At 64.3% G+C, this 22,666-nt stretch carries 22 protein-coding genes and 1 tRNA gene; 16 read left to right on the forward strand and 7 right to left on the reverse strand.

Translation table 11 applies throughout. The features are described from left to right. A partial coding sequence (locus tag PHX69_RS06440) for an aldehyde dehydrogenase family protein (RefSeq protein ID WP_288042930.1) occupies positions 1-344 on the forward strand: 344 nt, incomplete at its 5' end. Here the strand turns inward: PHX69_RS06440 and PHX69_RS06445 are convergent. Continuing rightward, complete coding sequence (locus PHX69_RS06445; RefSeq protein ID WP_288042932.1) at positions 313-2,151, reverse strand: ATP-binding response regulator; 1,839 nt, start codon at positions 2,149-2,151, stop codon at positions 313-315. The two genes, PHX69_RS06440 and PHX69_RS06445, sit on opposite strands and share 32 nt — an antisense overlap. Beyond that, entirely contained in the window at positions 2,138-2,770 is a 633-nt protein-coding gene (locus PHX69_RS06450) for a response regulator (protein WP_288042934.1), read from the reverse strand. The genes PHX69_RS06445 and PHX69_RS06450 overlap by 14 nt, the downstream gene beginning before the upstream one ends. A 158-nt stretch (positions 2,771-2,928) precedes the next feature. Here PHX69_RS06450 and PHX69_RS06455 point away from each other — a divergent pair, with 158 nt between their 5' ends. Beyond that, positions 2,929-3,474, forward strand: coding sequence for a hypothetical protein (locus PHX69_RS06455; RefSeq protein WP_288042936.1), 546 nt, complete (start codon positions 2,929-2,931; stop codon positions 3,472-3,474). On the opposite strand, the gene PHX69_RS06460 is transcribed toward PHX69_RS06455, so the two are convergent. Together PHX69_RS06460 and bfr are read right to left on the reverse strand one after the other, a co-directional pair. Next, positions 3,471-3,740 (reverse strand): VF530 family protein, encoded by a 270-nt coding sequence (locus PHX69_RS06460; protein WP_288042938.1) that lies wholly within the window; start codon positions 3,738-3,740, stop codon positions 3,471-3,473. The genes PHX69_RS06455 and PHX69_RS06460 overlap by 4 nt on opposite strands. Before the next feature lie 88 nt (positions 3,741-3,828). Further along, entirely contained in the window at positions 3,829-4,305 is a 477-nt protein-coding gene (gene bfr, locus PHX69_RS06465) for a bacterioferritin (protein ID WP_119013910.1), read from the reverse strand. Between the two features lie 179 nt (positions 4,306-4,484). On the opposite strand from bfr, the gene ahpC reads away from it, so the two are divergent. From ahpC to PHX69_RS06505, 8 genes are all read left to right on the forward strand, one after another. Next, complete coding sequence (gene ahpC, locus PHX69_RS06470) at positions 4,485-5,060, forward strand: alkyl hydroperoxide reductase subunit C (protein WP_119013911.1); 576 nt, start codon at positions 4,485-4,487, stop codon at positions 5,058-5,060. A gap of 167 nt (positions 5,061-5,227) precedes the next feature. Further along, positions 5,228-6,784, forward strand: coding sequence for an alkyl hydroperoxide reductase subunit F (gene ahpF / locus PHX69_RS06475; RefSeq protein ID WP_288042941.1), 1,557 nt, complete (start codon positions 5,228-5,230; stop codon positions 6,782-6,784). Between the two features lie 201 nt (positions 6,785-6,985). After that, positions 6,986-8,983: a TonB-dependent receptor plug domain-containing protein gene (locus tag PHX69_RS06480; RefSeq protein WP_288042943.1), complete on the forward strand. Its 1,998-nt coding sequence runs from the start codon at positions 6,986-6,988 to the stop codon at positions 8,981-8,983. A gap of 14 nt (positions 8,984-8,997) precedes the next feature. Continuing rightward, the gene (locus PHX69_RS06485) at positions 8,998-10,281 is read left to right on the forward strand and encodes an HmuY family protein (RefSeq protein WP_288042945.1); all 1,284 of its coding nucleotides are present in this window, start codon (positions 8,998-9,000) and stop codon (positions 10,279-10,281) included. A gap of 143 nt (positions 10,282-10,424) precedes the next feature. Then, positions 10,425-11,522, forward strand: coding sequence for a hemin-degrading factor (locus PHX69_RS06490; RefSeq protein ID WP_502958487.1), 1,098 nt, complete (start codon positions 10,425-10,427; stop codon positions 11,520-11,522). Between the two features lie 141 nt (positions 11,523-11,663). Then, entirely contained in the window at positions 11,664-12,569 is a 906-nt protein-coding gene (locus PHX69_RS06495) for a heme/hemin ABC transporter substrate-binding protein (protein ID WP_288042947.1), read from the forward strand. Next, the gene (locus PHX69_RS06500; RefSeq protein ID WP_119013914.1) at positions 12,566-13,639 is read left to right on the forward strand and encodes a FecCD family ABC transporter permease; all 1,074 of its coding nucleotides are present in this window, start codon (positions 12,566-12,568) and stop codon (positions 13,637-13,639) included. The genes PHX69_RS06495 and PHX69_RS06500 overlap by 4 nt, the downstream gene beginning before the upstream one ends. Then, positions 13,636-14,424, forward strand: coding sequence for a heme ABC transporter ATP-binding protein (locus PHX69_RS06505; RefSeq protein ID WP_119013915.1), 789 nt, complete (start codon positions 13,636-13,638; stop codon positions 14,422-14,424). The genes PHX69_RS06500 and PHX69_RS06505 overlap by 4 nt, the downstream gene beginning before the upstream one ends. 279 nt (positions 14,425-14,703) lie before the next feature. Here the strand turns inward: PHX69_RS06505 and ppsR are convergent, their stop codons facing one another. Continuing rightward, positions 14,704-15,525 (reverse strand): posphoenolpyruvate synthetase regulatory kinase/phosphorylase PpsR, encoded by an 822-nt coding sequence (gene ppsR / locus PHX69_RS06510; protein WP_119013916.1) that lies wholly within the window; start codon positions 15,523-15,525, stop codon positions 14,704-14,706. A 221-nt stretch (positions 15,526-15,746) separates the two neighbouring features. On the opposite strand from ppsR, the gene ppsA reads away from it, so the two are divergent. From ppsA to PHX69_RS06525, 3 genes are read left to right on the forward strand one after another with little or no spacing between them, the layout of a single operon-like run. Then, a complete protein-coding gene (gene ppsA, locus PHX69_RS06515) occupies positions 15,747-18,137 on the forward strand; it encodes a phosphoenolpyruvate synthase (RefSeq protein WP_119013917.1) in 2,391 nt (796 codons plus the stop codon). A gap of 16 nt (positions 18,138-18,153) precedes the next feature. Then, positions 18,154-18,486 (forward strand): DUF4212 domain-containing protein, encoded by a 333-nt coding sequence (locus tag PHX69_RS06520; protein WP_241524977.1) that lies wholly within the window; start codon positions 18,154-18,156, stop codon positions 18,484-18,486. Then, positions 18,479-20,569 (forward strand): VC_2705 family sodium/solute symporter, encoded by a 2,091-nt coding sequence (locus PHX69_RS06525; RefSeq protein WP_119013938.1) that lies wholly within the window; start codon positions 18,479-18,481, stop codon positions 20,567-20,569. The genes PHX69_RS06520 and PHX69_RS06525 overlap by 8 nt, the downstream gene beginning before the upstream one ends. A 57-nt stretch (positions 20,570-20,626) precedes the next feature. Here PHX69_RS06525 and PHX69_RS06530 read toward each other — a convergent pair whose 3' ends face one another. Then, a complete protein-coding gene (locus tag PHX69_RS06530; RefSeq protein WP_119013918.1) occupies positions 20,627-20,986 on the reverse strand; it encodes an FKBP-type peptidyl-prolyl cis-trans isomerase in 360 nt (119 codons plus the stop codon). Positions 20,987-21,078: 92 nt separating this feature from the next. Beyond that, positions 21,079-21,384: a winged helix-turn-helix transcriptional regulator gene (locus tag PHX69_RS06535; protein WP_119013919.1), complete on the reverse strand. Its 306-nt coding sequence runs from the start codon at positions 21,382-21,384 to the stop codon at positions 21,079-21,081. A 220-nt stretch (positions 21,385-21,604) separates the two neighbouring features. Between PHX69_RS06535 and PHX69_RS06540 the strand changes: the two genes are divergently transcribed. The 3 genes from PHX69_RS06540 (at position 21,605) to PHX69_RS06550 (ending at position 22,520) form a co-directional block, all read left to right on the forward strand. Continuing rightward, positions 21,605-21,681: transfer RNA gene (locus PHX69_RS06540), tRNA-Arg, on the forward strand. A gap of 204 nt (positions 21,682-21,885) precedes the next feature. Next, a complete protein-coding gene (locus PHX69_RS06545) occupies positions 21,886-22,233 on the forward strand; it encodes a type II toxin-antitoxin system RelE/ParE family toxin (protein WP_288042952.1) in 348 nt (115 codons plus the stop codon). Beyond that, complete coding sequence (locus tag PHX69_RS06550; protein WP_288042950.1) at positions 22,230-22,520, forward strand: XRE family transcriptional regulator; 291 nt, start codon at positions 22,230-22,232, stop codon at positions 22,518-22,520. The genes PHX69_RS06545 and PHX69_RS06550 overlap by 4 nt, the downstream gene beginning before the upstream one ends. Positions 22,521-22,666: the final 146 nt, after the last annotated feature.

A 22,666-nucleotide genomic window follows, 5' to 3' on the forward strand; every position in this document is an offset into this window, starting at 1 on the left:
GCCTGGATGAGGCCATTGCCCATGTCAACGCCGGGCCACGGCCCCTGGCGCTGTATTGGTTTGGCCGCAATGAGGCCACACGCGATGCGGTGTTGCAGCGCACCGTCAGCGGCGGCGTGACGGTGAATGACACGCTGATGCACGTGGCCCACGACAACCTGCCCTTTGGCGGCGTGGGCGACAGCGGTTGGGGCGCCTACCACGGCGAAGCGGGTTTTGTGCGGTTTTGCCACCAGAAGTCGGTGCTGGTGCAGTCGCGCTGGGCGCCGGGGACGCTGCTGTATCCGCCCTATGGCGCGCGCTTTGACCGCGTCATGGGGCTGCTGCGGCGCTGGCTGGCATAGGTGCCTGGGGCTGGGGCGCCAGTTCCACCATGGCCAGCATCAATTGGCTGCTGGATACGGGTTTGTGCAGCAGCAGGGCGGCGGTGGATTGGGCATCGCGCAGCCGCTGGGGCGAGGTGTCGCCAGTCAGGATGATGGCCGGGATGTGCTCGCCCCAGTGAGCGCGCAGCACTTGCAGCGCCTCTTTGCCGGTTTCTTCGTGGCGTAACCGGTAGTCGGTGATGATCAGATCGGGCGGGCGGGTGTGCGCTGTGTATTGCGCCAGTGCGGCCTGTGCGCTGGCCGCAGCGGTGCAGAGGCAGCCCCAGCTTTGCAGCAGGGCCTGCATGCCCAGGCACACCGCCTCGTCGTCGTCGATGGCCAGCACGCGCAGGCCGCACAGTTGGCGGGTGGTGTCGCTGGTGTCCGGGCCATCGTCCACCAGCAGCGCACCGCTCCAGGTCGGCAGCCACAGCCTGAAAACCGATCCGCGTCCCTCGCGTGAGCGTACCTCGACCTGCGTGTTCATTTCTGCGGCCAGCCGTTTGACAATGGCCAGGCCCAGTCCCAGACCTTTGCGCCGGTCGCGCTCAGGGTTGCCCAGCTGGTGGAACTCGCGGAAGATTTCTTCGGTCTGCTGCGGCGGTATGCCCACGCCGGTGTCCCACACCTCCAGCGCCAGGCGCCCGGCGCGGCGGCGGCAGGCAATCAGCACACCACCCTGGTGGGTGTAGCGCAGGGCGTTGGAGATCAGGTTGCGCATGACCAAATCCACCAGTGACTTGTCGGCCAGCGCAGCCGCCGATGTCTCGCGCGTGCGATACACCAGCGCGCTGGCGTCGGCCTGCGCACCAAACTCCTGCTCCAGCGCCGACAGCAGGGGCTGCACCGCAAACGGCGCGCGGTGGGCCTTGATCACGCCCGCCTCCAGGCGCGAGTAGTCCAGCAGTGTGGACAGCATCTCTGCGGCCGCGCCCGAGGCGCTGCGTGCATGCCCCAGCACGGTGGACTGGTGCTCGTTCAGTGGGGTGCGCAGCAAAGTTTCGAGGAACAGCCCCATGGCGTGCAGCGGTTGGCGCAGGTCGTGGCTGGCAGCAGCCAGAAAGCGCGATTTGTCCTGGCTGGCGCGTTCGGCGGCTTCCTGCGCCAGCAGGGCGCGTTGGGTTTGGGCGCGCAATTGCGTGACCAAACGTTCATTTTCAAATTTCAGTTCGATGCTGTCGCGCGCGGCCTGCGACAGGTTGCGCGCGTGCAGGCAGGTCAGGCCGTAGTAGGCGGCCACCAGCAACAGGGCGGGCAAGACCACCACGGCGGGCATCATCAGCATGGCCAGCACGGCGCCGCAGACGGCGCAGCTCAGGTAGAGGATGTAGGCGCGGTACATGGGCGCACCCAGGCCCAGCGCACCTGAAGACACGGTGCTCAAAATGCCCACGCAGTAAATCACCCCGTCGATGCTGGTGCTGAACTGCCACACGATGGGGCCCAGGCCGCCCCAGAGCACGCCCATGGCGGTCATGCACGCCGTCAGCCGTGCGGCATCCTGGCGCGGCGTGTGCCCTGCGCGGGGCAGGGGGTACAGCCCCAGATACACGCCACTGACGACCAGCATGTGTACTGCCAGCCAGCCCAGCATGACGGGCATGGGCACCACCAGCGACAGTATCCAGGTCGTGCCCAACGAGGTCAGCACCGATGCCGCCAGCGTCATCGGAAAACTGCGCCGCAGCAGCAGCACCTGCATGGCCAGCACTTCATCGCGCTCCCAGTGCCAGCCAGTCTGGCGCCAGGAAGTACGTGTTTTGTGCGGTGCGTCAGTAGCCGCCATGCAGTGGCAGGCCCACCAGGCCCAGGCGCTGTGCTTGCAGCAATGCGGCGCTGCGGCTGTTGACACCCAGCTGCGCAAAGATGGCCGCTACATGCACGCGCACGGTGTTTTCGCTCAACGACAGGTCGCGGGCAATGACCTTGTTGGGTTTGCCGGTGCACAGCAGCGACAGCACATCAAGCTGGCGCGCCGTCAGCGCTGGTGCCTGTGGCCCGTCGGCTGCTGCCGGAGCGCCATCGCTGGGAAAACACGGCAACCCGGCCAGTGCCAGGGTGATAGCGTTGAGGATGTCTTCGCCCCGCGCCGACTTGGGCAAAAACCCGTCGGCGCCACGCGCGCGCGACTCGCGCACGGCGTCGGGGGCCATGCTGGCCGACACCAGCACGATGCGCGCCCGGGGGCACGATTGGCGCAAGAGGCGCAGGCCATCAAGGCCGCTCATGCCCGGCAGCTGGATGTCCAGTAGCACCAAATCGGCCTCCTGCAATCGCAGTTCGCAGGCCTGCACGATAGAGCCCGCCTCGGCAATCGTGCCCACATCGGGGTGGTCTTGGACGATCAGGCGCAGTCCGGTGCGAAACAGGGCGTGGTCATCCACAAGCAGCAAGGTGGCGGGCATGGGCGGGAAGTATTGCGCACAAATTCATTGCCAGGGCTAGTCTTTTTGTGTGATGGACGTAAGCAAGCGTGCTTTCTAGACTTTGCCCTCTCAGACCACCAGGCCTGTGTCGCAGCAACACGGGCACGGCTCCCCCCCAACGCACAAGGATATGTTTTGTGAATACCTCTATTGACGTTCGCACTTCCCGCTTGCGCACCACTGCGGCGCATGCGGGAAGTGCCAGTGCTTCCGGTGCTGCTCGCTCCAACGGTTTGGGGGGCAACAGCATCGGCAGCATTGTGTCCACACACTGCGCTGAGGTGCCGGTGCTCGCCGGTGTGCTGGTGGAGTCGCTGGACACCCAGGTCGGCACCTGGCAGTACACGCTGGATGCGGGCCGCTCCTGGCGCGTGATTCGCACCGACCTGATCAACCGGGATGGCCGCAGGGGGCTGGTGTTGTCGCTGGATGCACGCCTGCGGGTGTTGCCGTTTGGTGGCCAGCGCGGCAGTGCGCGCGTGGCGTTTCACCCGGTGCAATTTTTTCAGGAAGACTGCAACGGCATTTACCGGGCTTACGCACCTGCCGAAGAGCGCCCGCACCTGCCCAGCGTGTCGCTGGTGCTGGGCTTGTCGGCCATCAATGGCGCACCCGCGTCGGTGCATGTGCCCCGGCCCCGCAACAAGCGGGCCCTGGCAGCCGCGCGCCACAGCACGCTTTAACGCTGGCCCGGCGCGGCGCGCCGCTGTTCGCGCAGCATGAAAAGGTACAGGCCCTCCACCTTCTCGCGCGCCCACGGGGTTTTGCGCAAAAACTTCAGGCTGGACGCCACGCTGGGGTCGCTTTGAAAGCAGCGCACCGGAATGCGCGCGCCCAAGCCCTCCCAGCCAAAGTGCTCGGACAGCGCCACCACCATGGCTTCGAGCGTGACGCCATGCAAGGGGTTGCGCGGCTGGGCAGTGGGGGCGGGCAGGGGGGCTTGGGTCATGGCAAAAGCCCCTTTGCAGGGGCCAAAGTTTTGGGTCTTTTGTGGCTCTAGCGCCCGCAGGACGGGCGCTAGCAGCTATCTTTTTTGATTATTTGATCTCGCCCATCTGCGATTGCAGATAGTTTTGCAGCCCGACCTTGTCAATCAGCTCAATCTGGGTTTCGAGAAAATCAATGTGTTCCTCGGTGTCGTCCAGGATTTTTTGCAGCAGGTCGCGCGAGACGTAATCACGCACCGCTTCGCAGTGGGCCATGCCTTCTTTCACGGTGGCTTGTGCGCCTTGCTCCAGGCGCAGGTCGCAGGCCAGAATTTCGGGCACGTCTTCGCCCACTTGCAGCTTGGCCAGGTCTTGCAGATTGGGCAGGCCGTCGAGCATGAAGATGCGGTCCATGAGCCAGTCGGCGTGCTTCATCTCGCCGATGGATTCTTCGTATTCCTTCTTGGCCAGCTTGTCAAAACCCCAGTGCTTGAGCATGCGGTAGTGCAAAAAATACTGGTTGATGGCGGTCAGCTCGTTTTTGAGCTGGGCTTGCAAATAGCCAATGACTTGTGCGTCACCTTTCATGGGAACCTCCGGGGTGTGATGGGTAAGTAGTGCATTGTCAGGCTTGGGCGAGAATCCGTTGCAGCTATCGTTATAGCCAGACTTAATTGAACCAATAAAAGCAATTGATTGGATTGATGCTGATGTCTGGCCTAAACTTCAGTCCTGTGTTTAGTCCCATCCACCGAAAGGAAACTGCAATGTCCCTGATCAACACCCAAGTCCAGCCCTTCAAGACCACCGCTTTCGTCAACCGTGACGGCAAAGGCGAATTCATCGAAGTGACCGAAACCAGCCTCAAGGGCAAGTGGTCTGTGCTGATCTTCATGCCAGCAGCTTTTACCTTCAACTGCCCCACCGAAATCGAAGACGCTGCCGACAACTACGCAGCCTTCCAGGCCGCTGGCGCTGAGGTGTACATCGTCACCACCGACACGCACTTCTCGCACAAGGTGTGGCACGAAACGTCCGACGCCGTGGGCAAGGCCAAGTTCCCGCTGGTGGGCGACCCCACGCACACACTGACCAACGCTTTTGGCGTGCACATCGCTGAAGAAGGTCTGGCCCTGCGCGGCACCTTCGTCATCAACCCCGATGGCGTCATCAAGACCATGGAAGTGCACTCCAACGAAATCGCCCGCGATGTGTCGGAAACCCTGCGCAAACTCAAGGCCGCCCAGTTCACCGCTGCCCACCCTGGCCAAGTCTGCCCCGCCAAGTGGAAGGAAGGCGCCAAGACCCTGACGCCTTCGCTGGACCTGGTCGGCAAGATCTAAGCCGCCAAGCCGTTTCACGGCAGAGCGCCCTGGCGGCGCTCCCGGGCCGGACGACGCTGTGGCGCTTGCGCCCTACCGTCCGGCTTTTTTTCGCCCGTTTTTTGTGCTGATGGCGCCACAAGCGCTCCGAACGCACCCCCTGCAAGACAACCCGGAAGGACTCCACCATGCTCGACGACCAACTCAAAACCCAACTTGCCGCCTACCTGGAGCGCGTGCAGCAGCCCTTCGAGCTGGTGGCATCCCTGGACGACAGTGAGACGGCGCGCGACATGCGCGAGCTGCTGACCACCATCCAATCCCTGCGCAGCGACAAAATCACCCTGCGTACCGACGGCAACGATGCGCGCAAGCCTTCGTTCACGCTGCAGCGCGTGGGCAGCACGAACAGCCTGCGTTTTGCCGGCCTGCCGCTGGGCCATGAGTTCACCTCCCTCGTGCTGGCATTGCTGTGGACGGGCGGCCACCCGCCCAAGGTGGAGCAGGATGTGATTGAGCAAATCCAGGCGCTGGAGGGCGACTTCAACTTCGAGGTCTACATGAGCCTGAGCTGCCACAACTGCCCCGACGTGGTACAGGCGCTGGCGCTGATGGCGGTGCTCAACCCCCAGGTCAAGACCACCGTGATCGAAGGCGGTGCCTTCCAGAAAGAAGTGACCGAGCGTGAAATCATGGCTGTGCCCATGGTGTTCCTGAATGGCCAGGTGTTTGGCTCGGGCCGCATGACCATCGAAGAAATCGTGGCCAAGCTCGATACCGGCGCTGCGGCGCGCGATGCCGCCAAGCTGTCGGCCAAAGAGGCGTTCGATGTGCTCATCATCGGTGGTGGCCCCGCTGGCGCCGCCGCTGCCGTGTATGCCGCGCGCAAAGGCATTCGCACCGGCGTGGCCGCCGAGCGCTTTGGCGGCCAGGTCAACGACACGCTGGGCATTGAAAACTACATCTCGGTGCTGGAAACCGACGGCCCCAAATTTGCCGCTGCGCTGGAGGCCCACACCCGCGCCTACAACGTCGACATCATGAATTTGCAGCGCGCTGAGGCGCTGATTCCGGCCAGCCAGCCCGGCGGCCTGATTGAGGTCAAGCTGGCCAACGGCGGCGCGCTCAAAGCCAAGAGCGTGATCCTGTCCACCGGTGCACGGTGGCGCAACGTCAACGTGCCCGGTGAGGCCGAGTACAAAAACAAGGGCGTGGCCTACTGCCCGCACTGCGATGGCCCGCTGTTCAAGGGCAAGCGCGTGTCGGTGATTGGCGGTGGCAACTCGGGCGTGGAGGCCGCCATCGACCTGGCCGGTGTGGTCGCACACGTCACGCTGGTGGAGTTTGCCGAGCAGCTCAAGGCCGACGCCGTGCTGGTCAACAAGCTCAAAAGTCTGCCCAACGTCACCATCCACACCAACGCGCAGACCACCGAAATCACCGGTGCTGAAGGCAAGGTCAACGGCCTGAAGTTCAAAGACCGCGCCACTGGCCAGGAGCACCTGGTGCCACTGGAAGGCGTGTTCGTGCAAATCGGCCTGGTGCCCAACACCGACTGGCTCAAAGGCACGGTGAATCTGAGCAAGTTTGGCGAGATCGAAATTGATGCCAAAGGCCACACCAACGTGCCCGGCGTGTTTGCTGCGGGCGATTGCACCACCGTGCCCTACAAGCAGATTGTGATTGCCGCTGGCGCTGGTGCCACGGCCGCGCTGAGTGCGTTTGACCACCTGATCCGCGCCTGAGCACCGGCGATCTGAAGCATGGGGAGGACAGGGTTGTTGAAGCACTCTGTTCTGCCATGGCACCGCCCGCTTGGGTGATCTACGTCCACTGAGCCCCGCTACGTGCGGGGTTTTTTATTTCCCTTTTTATTTAATACAAATCGTTCTCATTTGTGTCTCTATAATTCGCACGAACTTCTACAGGTCTGCCTTTTATTTGCGATGCTGAATTTCTCTTTTCTTCGCTCTGCGCTGTGGCTGCTGATGGTCGTGTCTGCGGTCGGCGCTGTGCAGGCCCAAGACACGCCAAGCCTTTCTCCCGTGGTGGTGACGGCAACGCGCAGCGAACGCGCCATCGACGAGTCCACCGTGCCCATTGAGGTGGTTGCGCGCGAAGAATTGGATCTCACCCATGCGCGCACCCTGAAGCAGGCGCTGGAGAACGTGCCCGGTCTGCAATTGCGCGAGGTGCATGGCAAGTCGGGCTTTGAACTGTCGCTGCAAGGTCTGAGCGCTGACCAGGTGCTGGTGTTGATCGACGGTTTGCCAATTTCGGCCAGTACCGGCTCCACGGTGGATTTGAGCCAGTACCTGTTGACACAGGTCGAGCGTGTGGAAGTGGTCAAAGGTGCCAGTTCTGCGCAGTACGGCAGTGCGGCCATGGGTGGCGTGGTCAACGTCATTACGCGGCGCATGCAGCCGGGCTGGGGCGGCACTGTGGCGGTGGATGCGGGCAGCTACGGGCGCCAGAACGACAGTGGCCGCAGCGCCAGCGCCAATAGCCGCCATGCCCGTTTTGACCTGGCGGGCGGTGCCTCGACTTGGCGCCTGGGCTTGTCGGGCGACGTGTTGGACGATGCCGGTTTTGGCTTGCACCCTGCGGAGTGGGTGCGCCAGGGCGATGCCAGCAAGCGCATCCAGCTGGCTGCCCGTGGCGAATGGCTGCCGCGCACCGGCATGCGCTTCTGGGCCGAAGCGGGGCGCTACACCGAAGCGGATGTGCAGCGCTATGCGTATTTTGTGCCGCCCCACTACGTGCCCCAGCGCAAAACCGAGGACATCACACGCCACCGTGCGGTGCTGGGCGGTGACTGGCGCCTGGACAGCAGTGTGCGCCTGCAAGTCAAGGCGGTGAGCGAGCGCTACGACAGCGCCTCGCAGGCGTATTCAGATGCCGTGGGGGTGGGCCAGCGCCGTTCGGTGCAGCAAACCGATCACGTCACGACCCAGATCGAGTTGCCTGCCTGGGGCCCGCAGCTGTGGATGCTGGGCACCGATTGGCACCGCGAAACGCTGAACCAGACGCGCAATGGCACCTCTGAGCTGGGGCTGCGTGGGCGTGTCCAACGCAGCAGCCGGGAGGTGTTTGTGCAAAACAACATCCTCTGGAGCGACCGCTGGGAAGTGCTGCTGGGCATGCGCGGCCAGCACGATTCAGATTTTGGTGGCCATGCTGCTCCCAAGGTCAGTGTGCGCGGCAACGTGTTTGAGCAGGGCGACTGGAAGGGCGTGCTGCGCGCCAGCATCGGCATGGGCTACCGCGTGCCCAACCTCAAAGAGCGCCACTACCTGTTTGACCACAGTGCGCTGGGCTATGTCGTGGTGGGCAACCCCTTACTCCAGCCAGAGTCATCGACCAGCCTGCAATGGGGCGGCACGCTGAGTCTGGGGCGCACCTGGAGCCTGGATGTCAACGCGTTCCACAACCGGATCAAACACATGATCCAGACGGACCTGGCCAACGCGACCACCGTCAATGGCGTCACGGCCTACACCTATGCCAACGTGGCCCGCGCCCGCACAGCGGGGATCGAAAGCAGCCTGCGCTGGCGTGCCACCCCTGCGCTGCAGTGGCAGCTGGGCTACACCCGCACCGCCACGCGGGACTTGGTGCAGGGCGGTGAACTCACCCGCCGCCCGCGCGACATGGTGCGCCTGGGCGTGGACTGGAAAGCCCAGCCCGGCACCACCGTAGCACTGCGTGCGCGCTACCAAAGCGATGAGCTGGTCAGCGCTGCCAGCGGCGCGCGTTCTCCTGCCTGGAGCGCACTCGACCTGAGCCTCAACCACGAGATGGGCGACGGGCTCACCTTGTTCATCGGTGCCAACAACCTGTTCGACCGCCAGCGCGATTTCGCCAGCCCCAGTGACTTCGGGCCTATCGCCGGGCGCTTTGTCTATATCGGCGCCAAGTGGGCGTTCGGGCCATCCAACCATTGACCTCAGGAGATTTCATGACCGACCGATCCTTTTACCTCTGGCCCACGGCACTGGCTGCTGTGCTGCTCAGCGCTTGTGGCGGTGGCGGCAGTGGCGACAGCCCCGAGCCCCCCGTCGTACCGCCCGTGAGCGATGCGAGCAAGTTCACAGAAAAAGCCACCTGGACGTTCGAGTTGCCCGCTGCCGGTGCCTCGCTGTGCTACGACTTCAATGCCAAAGCGCAGGTGCCCGGTTGCAGTGGCAATGCGTGGGACATCCAGGTCAAAAGCGGCGGGCGCACCGCTGAACTGCTCACCAACAGCGGCCCCAACGGCAGCGGTGCGGGCGGTGCTTTTGGCAGCCCGTTCACACACACCTGGGCCGAATTGCAGACCTGGAAGAGTGCGCTGACCTACCCCAAAGGCAGCGCCATCCCGGCGAACCTGTACTTTCCCGATGCGGCCAAGAACGTGTTTACCGGCGGCAACATGATCCAGTCGTCCGCCTTTGAATATGGCCTGGGCGGCGACAGTGACCATTTGCTCTACCCCAACTACCGCGTGTTCCTGGTCACCACGCAAAACACACTGGCCGATGCAGTGGGCACGGCTGCTGCCCCCGTCTATGCATTGCAGTTGCTGGGCTATTACGGCGGTGCAGGGGGAACCGCATCGGGCCACCCCACGTTCCGCTGGCTTGACCGCACCAGCCAGCAAATTCGCACGGCCACCGTCGATGCCTCGGCTGGCTGGGTGTACTACAACCTCACCACTGCCGCCACCGTGCCTGCCAGCGGTGACTGGCATGTGGCTTTCAACCGCTACACGATCAAGCTCAATGGCGGCACCTCGGGCAGCGGCAAGGTGGGTGGTTTTGTGGGCGCTACCCCCGCAGGTTTTTATGGATCGGATGGCACCACGCCCGTGGTCGCCAAGTTCAAGAGTGCGGTGCCCGCCGATACGCTGGCCGACCTGACCAGCGTGCTGGCCACGCCTGCCAATGCTGGTGCCTGGGTCAAGGACTCGGTGTCATCGCAGCTCTCGCCCGCTTACACCGGCACCTACCCGGAGCCGCTGGACTACGGCTGGTTCAGCTACTACCCCACCGATGCCGGTGCCCTTGCCGCAGGTCTGGCAGGCCAGCACCAGCTCAAGGCCAACCCCGAACGCGCCACGCTGGTGCGCTCGGGTGAAGGCAACAGCTACGCGCGCCTGCACCTGACCCGCATCGCCTACGCCCCCGTAGCCGCCGGGGCCAAGCCCTACACCGGCACCCAGACCTGGACGCTGGAGATGGACATACAGCCGCCCGCCCCCTGAAGGCACTGCGGTGGCAGGGCCAGCCCCATACGGCATGGCCCGTTCTATGCAACGGACAACAAGGAGAGAGAGATGAAAAACTGGTTCGACTTATCTACCGCCCGTGCACCCTTTGCACGGCAGGCGCTGGCCGGGGTGGCCGCATGAGCGCGGTGATGGCGGTGGCCGGGCACGGTACGCCCGCACTACAGACCGGGTTGCATGCCCAGTTGGCAGCGGCGCGCCGCTCGGGCTTGCGGGCCCGCGAGGCAGCCCACAGCCTGGGCTTGAGCGAAGGGGCTGCCTTGGCCGCGCATGCCGGTGTGGTGGAAGGCGCATTGCAGGTGACTGCGTTGCACGGCCCCTGGGTGGAGCTGCTACAGGGCTTGGAAGCCTGTGGGCCGGTGATGGCGCTCACGCGCAACGACGCAGCCGTCCATGAAAAAACGGGCGTTTACCGCAATGTGTCGGCAGAAGGCCCAGTGGGCCTGGCCCTGGATGCAGACATCGACCTGCGGCTGTTCTTCCGGTCGTGGCACGCAGGCTATGCGGTGCAAGAGGCCGCAGCCCAGCCCGGCCAGGCGTCCCAGCACAGCCTGCAATTTTTCAACGCACAGGGCTTGGCGATCCACAAGGTGTTCGCCCGCGCCGCCACCGACCTGACCGCCTGGAATGCGCTGGTAGCCCGCTTTGCCGATCCGCAGGCCGCGCCCGCCGTGTTTGCTGTTGCCCCGCCACCCAAACCACTCCGGCCCGATAGCGAGATCGATGTGGCCGCCTTGGCCGCAGACTGGGCTGCCATGCAGGACACGCACGAATTCTTCACGCTGTTGCAGCGCCACGGTGTTGAGCGCCAGCAGAGCTTCCGCTTGGTGGAAGGCAGCTTCGCGCAGCGTGTTCCCTGCACGGCAGTGTGGCGCTTGCTGGCCGAGGCCGCTGTGGACGGCACGCCGATCATGGTGTTTGTGGGCAGCGGCGGCTGCATCCAGATTCACTCGGGCCCGGTGCAGCGCGTCGAACCCATGGTGCGCGGCGATGTGCGCTGGCTCAATGTGCTTGACCCCGGCTTCAACCTGCACCTGCGTGAAGACCTGATCGACAGCGTCTGGGTGGTAGAAAAACCCACGGTCGATGGCATCGTGACTTCGGTGGAAGTGTTCGATGCGCAATCCGAGTTGATCGCGATGTTCTTTGGCGTGCGCAAGCCCGGTAGCCCTGAGCTACCGGCATGGCGTGACCTGGTGGGGCGCCTGCCACGCTGAAGTGCTGCAAGGCCAATGCCACTGGCGGCATTGGCCTGGGGCGGCGCTGGTGCAGGGGTTTTCTGCGCCAGCGCCCTGGCCTGTGCAGTGGGCGCCACAGGGCGCTCGTTCTTGTTTTCCGATTTTTTGCCATATCCCGCTATGCCTCACGAATTTTGGCCCTCCCACCCCCAGCGTCGGCAATGGCTGCGCGGCCTGGGCGCCGTGCCGCTGCTGGCCTGGTCTGCCACCCGCGCTGCGCCTGCGGCTGCACCGGCCCAGGCAGTGGCTGCCCAGCGCTTGGTGGCGCTGGGCGGTGCGCTCACTGAAGTGGTCTATGCCTTGGGCGCCGAGGGCCAACTGGTGGGAACCGACACCACCAGCCTGTACCCCGATGCCGCCCTGAAAACCCCCAAGGTCGGCTACATGCGCCAGCTCTCTGCCGAAGGGCTGCTGTCGCTGCGCCCGGATGCCGTGGTCGGCACCCACGAGGCCGGCCCCCAGGTGGTGCTGGACCAAATCCGCAGCGCTGGCGTGCGCGTGGAGCTGGTGCAGGCCGACCACAGCTGGGCCGAGGTACAGCGCAAGCTGCAAGTGGTAGGGCGCTTGACTGGGCGCACTGTGCAGGCGCAGGCGCTGCAAGCCACCCTCGATGCGCAGTGGGCGCAGGTGCAGCAGCAGGTGGCGCGCACGGCGCAGCGCCCGCGCGCGCTGTTCATCCTGGCGCACGGCGGCGCGCCCATGGTGGCTGGTGCGGGCACCGCTGCCGATGCGGTGATCCGCTTTGCCGGTGGCATCAATGTGGCGGCGGGTTTTCAGGGCTACCGTCCGCTGACCGCCGAAGCCATGGCCAGCGCCGCGCCCCAGGTGCTGCTCAACAGCAGCCAAGGGATGGAGGCACTGGGAGGCGAGGGCGCCTTCTGGCAGAGGCCCGAACTGGCGCTCACGCCCGCCTTCCAGCGCCGCGCCCTGGTGGCGATGGAGGCCAACCACCTGCTGGGCTTTGGCCCACGCCTGCCGCAAGCGGTGCGTGAGCTGCACACCCGCATGCTGGCGCTGCTGGCATGAGTGGCGCACTGGGCGCCGCGCGCGCGTTGCACCCCAGCGGGCGCCTGCCGCCGCGCGCGGCACTGCTGTTGGGCCTGATATTGGCGCTGACCGCACTGGTGGCAGGCAGCGCACAGGGCGCCTATGCCATCGCGCCTGCGCAGCTGTGGCAGGTGCTGGTGCAGCTGGTGTCGGGCCAGGGGGAGGCGGGGCCCGAATACCTCGTCTTCGTCAATATCCGCCTGCCACGCCTGTTGCTGGGCATGGTGGCGGGCGCCGGACTGGGCCTGGCTGGGGCGCTGATGCAGGGGGTGTTTCGCAACCCGCTGGCCGATCCGGGCCTGATTGGCGTCAGCAGCGGCGCCGCGCTGGCCGCCGCCGCCGCGATTGTGCTGGGCGGCTGGTGGTTTCCCGAGCTGCCGCGCAGTCTGGGCAGCTGGACGCTGGTCGGCATGGCCTTCACCGGCGGTCTGGGTGTCACGCTGCTGATTTACGCGCTGGCCCAGTCGGGCGGTGGCACCCGCATGGGGCTGATGCTGCTGGCGGGCATTGCTGTCAATGCGCTGGCCATGGCGGGCTTGGGGTATTTGAGTTTTATCTCCAGTGACGAGCAACTCCGCAACCTGCAAATGTGGCTGCTGGGCAGCCTGGGCGGCGCGCGCTGGGGCGCTGTGGGCTTGGTGGGTGCTGTGGTGCTGCTGGCCTCGGGCGTGGGCATGACGCTGGCACGATCGCTCAACGCCATTGCCTTGGGCGAAGCGCAGGCCATGCTGCTGGGCGTACCCGTGGAGCGCACCAAGCGCCTGGCCGTGCTGGTGACGGCACTGGCCGTGGGCGCCGTGACAGCCGCCACTGGCATCATCGGCTTTATTGGTTTGGTGGCCCCGCACTGGGTGCGCCTGGTGGCCGGGCCAGACCACCGCGTGGTGCTGCCGGGTTCGGCGCTGCTGGGCGCGGCGCTGGTGGTGGCCGCAGATGCCGTAGCGCGCACGGTGGTGCAACCGGCTGAGCTGCCGCTGGGCGTGCTGACCGCCTTCATCGGCGTGCCGCTGTTTTTGGCGATGCTGCGCCAGTTCAAGGGCAAGGTATGAACACACTGGAATGCCACGCGCTGGGCGTGGGTTTGCCCGGTGGTCCCCGGCTGGCCACCGTGGATGCGGCGCTGCAACCGGGGCGCTTTACCGCCATCCTCGGGCCCAATGGCGCGGGCAAAAGCACACTGCTGGCCATGCTCTCGGGCCAGCGCGCACCGCAGGCAGGCGAGGTGCGCCTGGGCGACCGGCCCTTGCCGCGCTACACCCCCGCGCAACTGGCGCTGGTGCGCGCGGTCATGCCGCAGGAGAACGCCGTGGCCTTTGATTTCACGGTGCAGGAGGTGGTGGAGTGGGGCCGCTTTGCGCACCGCATGGCGCCCAGCCCGCACGAGGGCGCCATCGCCTTGCGCGCCCTGGAGGCTACGGGCGTAGCGCACCTGGCGCAGCGCAACATCAACACCTTGTCGGGCGGCGAACGCGCCCGCGCCCACCTGGCGCGCGCACTGGCGCAAATCTGGGAGCCCCGCCCCGACGGCGCAGCACGCTGGCTGCTGCTGGACGAGCCCACCGCCGCCCTCGACCTGGCGCACCAGCACCAGGCCATGCGCCTGCTGCGCCGCTGGGCGCAAGAACAGGGCGTGGGCGTGGTGGCCGTACTGCACGACCTGAACCTGGCACTGCGCTACGCCCACGACGTGCTGCTGCTCGACAGCGGCCAGTACCGCTATGGCCCGGTGGCGCACACCCTTACCGCCGACGCCATTGCCCAGGTCTGGCAGGTGGCCTGCACCCCCGTGCCCGCCCCCGACGGTGTATTGCAGTACCTGTTTTCTTCAGATTAACCGTAAAAAGTGGCTCTGGCCCTTGCTGGATGGGCGCGAGCAGCTATCAAAATAAAAGCGGAGGGGCTATGTCAAACAGCGCCGCCGCTTTTGGTTTTATATCTCTCACAGATAGCGGATTGATCTACGAGTCTTTCTGAGCACTATGTTCAACACGGTACACCCCAAGGTAGGCCATAGAGGTTGTTGAAATGCTTCTATATTGATAGCTGCTTGCGCATGTCCCACAAGGCTTTCAGCCGTTTCTTATCAAATTTCCAGGGTGGGCGCGCTGCGGCCTCAGTAACTCAGCCGCTCGGGCCGGATCTCTTGCAGGATGGTGGTGGCAATCTCTTCGATGGACTTGGTGGTGGACGACAGCCAGCGGATGCTGGCGCGGCGCATCATGGCCTCGGCCTCGGCCACCTCGTGGCGGCAGTTGGGCAGGCTGGCGTAGCGCGAGTCGGGGCGCCGTTCGCTGCGGATTTCGGACAGGCGCTCGGCGCTGATGGTCAGGCCAAAAATCTTCTTTTTGTAGGGCACCAGCGCAGGCGGCAGCTGGCGGCGCTCAAAATCTTCGGGAATCAGCGGGTAGTTGGCCGCCTTCAGGCCGTGCTGCATCGCCAGGTACAGGCTGGTGGGCGTCTTGCCGCTGCGGCTCACGCCCACCAGGATCACGTCCGCCTCTTCCAGGTTCTTGTGGCTCTGGCCGTCGTCGTGGGCCAGGCTGTAGTTGATGGCCTCGATGCGGTCGTGGTATTCCTTGCTTTTGCTGATGTCAGAAAAGCGCCCCACGCGGTGGTGCGACTTGATGCCCAGCTCCACCTCCAGCGGGTGGACAAAGGTGCCAAACATGTCCAGCAGCATGCCTTTGCAGCCTTCCTGAATCACCTTGAGCACTTCCATGTTTACCAGCGTGGTGAAGACGATGCTCTTGCGCCCCTCCAGCTCCGCCGTGTGGTTGATCTGGCGCACGGCCTGGTGGGCTTTGTCCACCGTGTCGATGAAGGGCAGGCGCACGCGCCGGGGCACGATCTCGAACTGCGCCAGGATGGCATTGCCAAAGGTTTCGGCAGTGATGCCGGTGCCGTCAGAGACAAAAAATACGGTGCGTGTGTGCATGTTTCAACCCAGCCCTCCAGGGGCGGCGCAAACTGAAGTCAGTGAGATGAGAGAAGTCCGGAGTGCGAACTCTACAATGCTGCGGATTGTCCGAATTCTTGACCATGCACCCGCCCGCAGCCCATAAACACAACAACCAAGCTGCATGGGTGCCTGGCTACCCGCCCGCGCGTTGGCACGCGCGCTGGCATTGACCCTGTTTTAACTTCTGGAGCTTTCCCATGTCTGCACTTTTCAGCCCGACCGCCCTGGTCGTCCCGTTCGAGCAATTGCGCATGACCGATGTCGAATCGGTCGGCGGCAAGAACGCCAGTTTGGGCGAAATGATCTCGCAATTGCCCCAGGGCGTGCGCGTGCCCACCGGTTTTGCCACCACGGCCCATGCCTTCCGTGAATTCTTGGCCTTCGAGGGCCTGGCCGACAAGATCAGCGCCAAGCTGGCTGCGCTGGACGTAGAAGACGTGCGCGCCCTGGCCGCTGCCGGTGCCGAAATCCGTGGCTGGGTCGAAAACCATCCCTTCCCGGCGGATTTGGAAGCCGCCGTGCGCGCCGAGTTTGCCCAGCTCTCGGCTGGCAACCCGCAGGCCAGCTTTGCCGTGCGCTCGTCGGCCACGGCAGAAGATTTGCCCGACGCCTCGTTTGCCGGTCAGCAAGAAACCTTCCTGAACGTGGTCGGCATCGAAGACGTGCTGCACAAGATGAAAGAGGTGTTTGCCTCGCTCTACAACGACCGCGCCATCAGCTACCGCGTCCACAAGGGCTTTGCCCATGACGTGGTGGCCCTGTCGGCGGGCGTGCAGCGCATGGTGCGCTCGGATTTGGGCGCAGCGGGCGTGATGTTCACCATCGATACTGAATCGGGCTTTGAAGAAGTGGTGTTCATCACCAGCAGCTACGGCCTGGGCGAAACGGTGGTGCAGGGCGCTGTCAACCCCGACGAGTTCTACGTGCACAAGCCCATGCTGAAGGCGGGCAACAAGGCCGTGATTCGCCGCAACCTGGGCAGCAAACTCATCCAGATGGTGTTTGCCACTCCCGAAGAAAAAGCCGCCACCGGCAAGCTCATTCAAACCGTGGATGTGCCCACCGAGCAGCGCAACCGCTACTCGTTGACCGATGCCGATGTGGAGCAACTGGCCCACTACGCGCTGGTGATCGAGCAGCACTATGGCCGCCCCATGGACATCGAGTGGGGCAAAGACGGCACCGACGGCCAGCTCTACATCCTGCAAGCGCGCCCCGAAACCGTCAAAAGCCAGTCCAAAGGCCAGGCCGAGCTGCGCTACAAATTGAAGGGCACCGGCCCTGTGTTGGCCGAGGGCCGCGCCATTGGCCAAAAAATCGGCACCGGCCCGGTGCGCCTGGTTCACAACATCTCCGAGATGGACAAGGTGCAGCCCGGCGATGTGCTGGTCACTGACATGACCGACCCCAACTGGGAGCCAGTGATGAAGCGCGCCAGCGCCATCGTCACCAACCGCGGTGGCCGCACCTGCCACGCCGCCATCATTGCGCGCGAGCTGGGCATTCCGGCCGTCGTGGGCTGTGGCAACGCCACCGACAAGCTGCTGGACGGCACGCTGGTGACGGTGAGCTGCGCCGAGGGCGACACAGGCCGTATTTACGACGGTCTGCTGGAAACCGAAGTGACCGAAGTGCAGCGCGGCGCCATGCCCCCCATCAAGACCAAAATCATGATGAACGTGGGCAACCCGCAATTGGCCTTTGACTTTGCCCAGCTGCCCAACGAGGGCGTGGGCCTGGCGCGGCTGGAATTCATCATCAACAACAACATCGGCGTCCACCCCAAGGCCATCCTGGACTACCCGAACATTGATGCCGACCTGAAGAAAGCTGTCGAATCCGTGGCCCGGGGCCATGCCAGCCCCCGTGCTTTCTACGTGGACAAAGTGGCTGAAGGCGTGGCCACCATTGCCGCCGCTTTCTGGCCCAAGCCCGTGATCGTGCGCTTGTCGGACTTCAAGAGCAACGAGTACCGCAAGCTCATCGGCGGCAGCCGCTACGAGCCCGAAGAAGAAAACCCCATGCTGGGCTTCCGTGGCGCAGCGCGCTACGTCAGCGCCGAGTTTGGCGAAGCCTTTGCCATGGAATGCGAGGCGCTCAAGCGTGTGCGCCACGACATGGGCCTGACCAACGTGCAGATCATGGTGCCCTTTGTGCGCACCCTGGGCCAGGCCGAGCGTGTGACGCAATTGCTGGCGCAGCATGGCCTGAAGCGCGGCGAGAACGAGCTCAAGCTCATCATGATGTGCGAGATCCCGAGCAACGCCATCCTGGCCGATCGCTTCCTCGAATTCTTTGATGGCTTCTCCATTGGCTCCAACGACCTGACCCAGCTCACGCTGGGCCTGGATCGCGATTCGGGCCTGGAGCTGCTGGCCGCTGATTTCGACGAGCGCGACCCCGCTGTGCAGGCACTGATCCACCAGGCCATCAAGGCCTGCCGGGCGCAGGGCAAATACATCGGCATTTGCGGCCAGGGCCCTTCAGACCACCCTGACTTTGCGCAGTGGCTGGCCGACGAGGGTATTTCTTCCATCTCGCTCAACCCCGACAGCGTGATTGCCACCTGGCAGCAACTGGCTGGCTGAGTCTGGCCCCTGTGCCGTGATTCGCGTCACCCCAGCCCCTGACAGCACCAGCGCCAAAGCGGCGCGGCCTTTTGCGCCCGATCTGCACGATGCCCGCCACCTGCAGCTGAAGGGCGTGCTGCTGCTGGTGTGGGCTGCGGTGTCTTTTGGGGTGTGCTTCTTTGCCCGCGATTTGCACCACTGGGTGGTCGCCGGATGGCCTTTGGGCTATTGGGTGGCCGCGCAGGGGGCGGTGGTGGTGTTCATGGTGATCGTGGTGGTGTATGCCATGGCCATGAGCCGTTTCGAGCGCCAAGACCAGCAGAGCGCATCGGCCATTGCCCCCCCAGGCCAGCCGCCGCATGGCTGAGCACGAGCCCGGCACCGGTACAGCCTACCTGCACCGGCTGCACCGCACGCTGGCGCTGTATGTGGTGGGGGTGCTGGGCTTTTTGGCCCTGATGGCCTGGGCCGAGCAGCGCGGGCTGTCGCGCCAATGGATAGGGCCCATTTTTCTTTTTCTTACCGTGATGGCGTATGCCGCCATTGGGGTGTATGGGCGCACCGCCGACTCGGAAGAGTATTACGTCGCCGGTCGGCGCATTCCGCCCATGTACAACGGCATGGCGGCGGCTGCCGACTGGATGAGTGCCGCCTCGTTCATCAGCCTCTCCGGGGCGCTGTACCTGCAAGGCTTCTCGGGCACGCCGGGGCAGGCTGGCGGGCTGGCCTACCTGCTGGGCTGGACGGGGGGCTTTTGCCTGGTGGCCATTTTGATCGCGCCGCACCTGCGCGCCATGGGCCTGTACACGGTACCCGAGTTTTTTCATGTGCGCTTTGGTGGGCGCTTGCCCCGCAGCATTGCCGCGCTGGCGGCTGTCGTCTGCTCCTTTATTTACCTGGTGGCGCAGATTTACGGCGTGGGCCTGATTGCCTCACGCCTGACCGGCGTGCAGTTCGAGATCGGCATCATGCTTGGCCTGGGTGGCATGTTGCTGTGCTCTTTTTTGGGAGGCATGCGCGCCATCACCTGGACGCAGGTGGCGCAGTACGTGGTGCTGTTGCTGGCGTTTTTGATCCCGGTGTCGTGGCTGGCCTACAAGCAATTGGGCAACCCGCTGGCCCCGCTGGTGTATGGCCAGCACCTGGGCAAAATCGCCAGCCTGGAAGAGCAACTGCTGGCCTCGCCCGCCGAACAACAGGTGATTGCGGGCTACCTGCGCCGTGCCCAGGACTTTGAAGCGCGCTTGCAGGACGTGGACGCTGCCCTGGAGCGCCAGCGCCAGGCCACGCAAGAGCGCATCCACCGCCTGCGTGCCCAGAATGCCGATGTGGGCCTGATCGTCGCTGCCAGCCGTGAGCTGGCCGCCATGCCCCGCGATGCCGACACCGCCCGCGAGCGCTGGACGCGCGAAATGCGCGAAAACTACGCCCGCGCCCAGCCCTTGGGCGGCCTGCCGCGCCACAGCCAGGCCTACGCTGGCGACCCCGACGGCACAGCGCAAGAGCAGGCCGACTACCGCGACACCCGGCGCAACTTTCTCGCCCTCATGTTCTGCCTGATGGTGGGCACCGCTGGTTTGCCGCACCTGCTCACGCGCTACTACACCGTGCCCAGCGTGGCCGGGGCCCGCTCCTCCGTGGCCTGGTCGCTGTTTTTTATTGCCATTCTTTACCTCAGTGCGCCTGCGCTGGCGGTGCTGGTCAAGTTTGAGGTCATGAACAACCTGGTGGGCAGCCATTTCGATGCCCTGCCGCACTGGATGGCGCAGTGGGCGCGGGTCGATGCCTCGTTGCTGTCGATTGAAGACATCAACGGCGATGGCATTGTGCAGTTTGGTGAGATCCACCTGGGCGCCGACCTCATCATGCTGGCCACGCCCGAGCTGGGTGGCCTGCCCTACGTGGTGTCGGGGCTGGTGGCGGCGGGAGGGCTGGCGGCTGCCCTGTCCACCGCCGATGGCTTGCTGCTGACCATCAGCAACGCCCTGGTGCGCGACCTGTATTTTGGCGACCGCCCCCGCGACGCCTCGCCCGAGCAGCGCGTCATCCTCACCAAGTTCACGCTGCTGGCCGTGGCCCTGGCGGCGGCGTTTGTGGCGGCGCTCAAGCCCTCGGACATTCTGCCGCTGGTCACGGCCTCGTTTTCGCTGGCGGCATCGGCCTTTGTGCCGGTGATGGTGCTGGGCATTTTCTGGCGCGGCACCACGCGCCAGGGCGCCGTGGCGGGCATGTTGGGCGGGCTGGGTGTGGCGGCGTATTACATGCTGTCGCATGTGCCCGCACTGCGCGCTACGCTGGGGCCGTGGTTGCTGGCCGACGGGCTGTGGTGGGGCATACAGCCCATCTCGGCAGGCGTGTTTGGCGTGCCCGCCGGGCTGGTGCTGGCCGCGCTGGTCAGCTGGATCACCCGCCCTGCGCCCCACCGGCCTCCGGTGCGCCTGGAGATGTAGGCGCCCACAAAAAAGCGGCCCGCAGGCCGCTTCAGTCAGAGCACAGGGCAGGGCGCTTCAGCGGCCCACCTTCAGCAGCTCCACATCAAACTTCAGCGTGGCATTGGGCGGAATCACGCCGCCTGCGCCGCGCGGGCCATAGCCCAGTGCCGAAGGGATGATCAGCGTGCGCTGGCCACCAATCTTCATGCCCTGCACGCCTTCGTCCCAGCCCTTGATGACCATGCCGGCGCCCAGTGCAAACGAGAACGGGTCTTTGCGGTCACGGCTGGAGTCAAACTTGGCGCCTTGCACGCCGTCGTTGTAGAGCCAGCCTGTGTAATGCACCGTGACCTGCTGGCCGCTGGTGGCCTCAAGGCCCTCGCCGGGCGTGGTGTCTTCGTATTGCAGGCCGGAGGCAGTGGTGGTGAAGGCCATAGGGAATCCTTTTTACTATTAAAAATGTAGCTGCTTGCGCTTTCTGCTATTGGCTTGGAGGCCAATTGGGCCCCAAGCCCTGGTGGCAGCGCTTATTTCTTGGCGCGCCCAGCGGCCCAGCGGTTGGCAAAAGCCTGCACATCGTTGAGGCGCTTGAGCAAGTCGGCGCCCACGGGCGTGACGGTGTAGCCCTCGCTGCCGTGGTCTACCAGGCCCGCCTCGCGCAGCTCTTTGATGCGGGTATTGAGCGTGTTGGGCGTGATGCCGCCCACGCTGTCTTGCAGCAGCCGGAAGGTTTGCGGATGGCCATCGCGCAGCGCCCACAGCACGCGCAGGGCGTAGCGGCATTCGAGGCGTTCAAACAACTGGTTGATGGCGGCGTTTTCCTTGGAGCTCATGAAGCTTCTCCTTGCGCAATGGGTGGTTTACAGGGGTGCGGCGCACTATAGCGCCGAATCCTCCGTGCTACAAGTTTAGTAGCTCCAAACGCTGACCCACTCTGCGCAAAGCTCTAAAAACATTACAAGCCCAAAAAGTGTTGTGGTGTCGCCACGATTGGCCCCGCCCACTTGGCGCAGCGGCCAACACACCGCGCGCCTGCCTTAGAATCGCGCCGCTGCGGCGTTAACTCAGCTGGATAGAGTACCCGGCTTCTACCCGGGCTGTCGGGGGTTCGAATCCCTCACGCCGCGCCATATGACCATCTCAGGCCATCTCATAACGCATCAAAAGCCCCCTGTCTCATAGGCAGCGGGGCTTTTTCTTTGCCTTATGTCGTGTCACGGGGCATCGTGACTGCAGATTTGGGGCTGGTAAAACCAACTTCGATTGCATCGCCATCAGGCAATTGCCATCAGCCCTCTTTTTTACCAAGCGTATCTTTTTTGGTACGATTCATCGTGAGTCACCCAACTTTAGATGTGCGCTTCTTCGCCACGGGCAGTGGCGCAGAACCGGTCAGAGATTGGCTCAAGGAGCTACCCGCCGCCGACCGACGAACGATTGGGGAAGACATCAAAACAGTGCAGTTTGGTTGGCCCTTGGGCATGCCGCTGGTGCGCAAGATGGACAAAGACCTGTGGGAAGTGCGCATCCAGCTGTCCGGACGCATTGCCCGGGTGCTTTTTACGGTGGTGGGCAGCGTCATGGTGCTCCTGCACGGCTTTATCAAAAAGTCCCAGGCCACCCCAGCAGGCGACCTGGATTTGGCCAAGTCGCGTTTGAAGCAATTGAGGAACTCGGTATGAACCAGCACATCGGCAGCAGCTTTGACGACTTCCTAGAAGAAGAGGCCATCCTTGAGGATGTCTCCGCTGTGGCTATCAAGCGCGTCGTCGCTTGGCAGCTAGAGCAAGAGATGAAGGCACAGAAACTCACCAAAACTTCCTTGGCATCGAAGATGCACACCAGCCGTGCGGCTTTAAATCGCCTGCTGGACGAAGAAGACACCAGCTTGACGTTGACCACCCTGACCAGCGCTGCCAAGGCTTTGGGCATGAACCTGCGCATTGAGCTGACCCCTGCAAGCGTTTGATGCCTTCAGCTGGGCATCTTCACCCATGGCGCGGGAAGCCTCGGGGTTTAGCCCGGGGTTGAGAGCGCGGACGCCGCAGGCGTCCTAATGGGGTGTTTGTTGTTCCTCGATGTACTGCCGAAGAATGTCAATTGGAGCGCCGCCGC

This window comes from Simplicispira sp. (assembly GCF_028687295.1).
GTDB lineage: Bacteria > Pseudomonadota > Gammaproteobacteria > Burkholderiales > Burkholderiaceae_C > Simplicispira > Simplicispira metamorpha.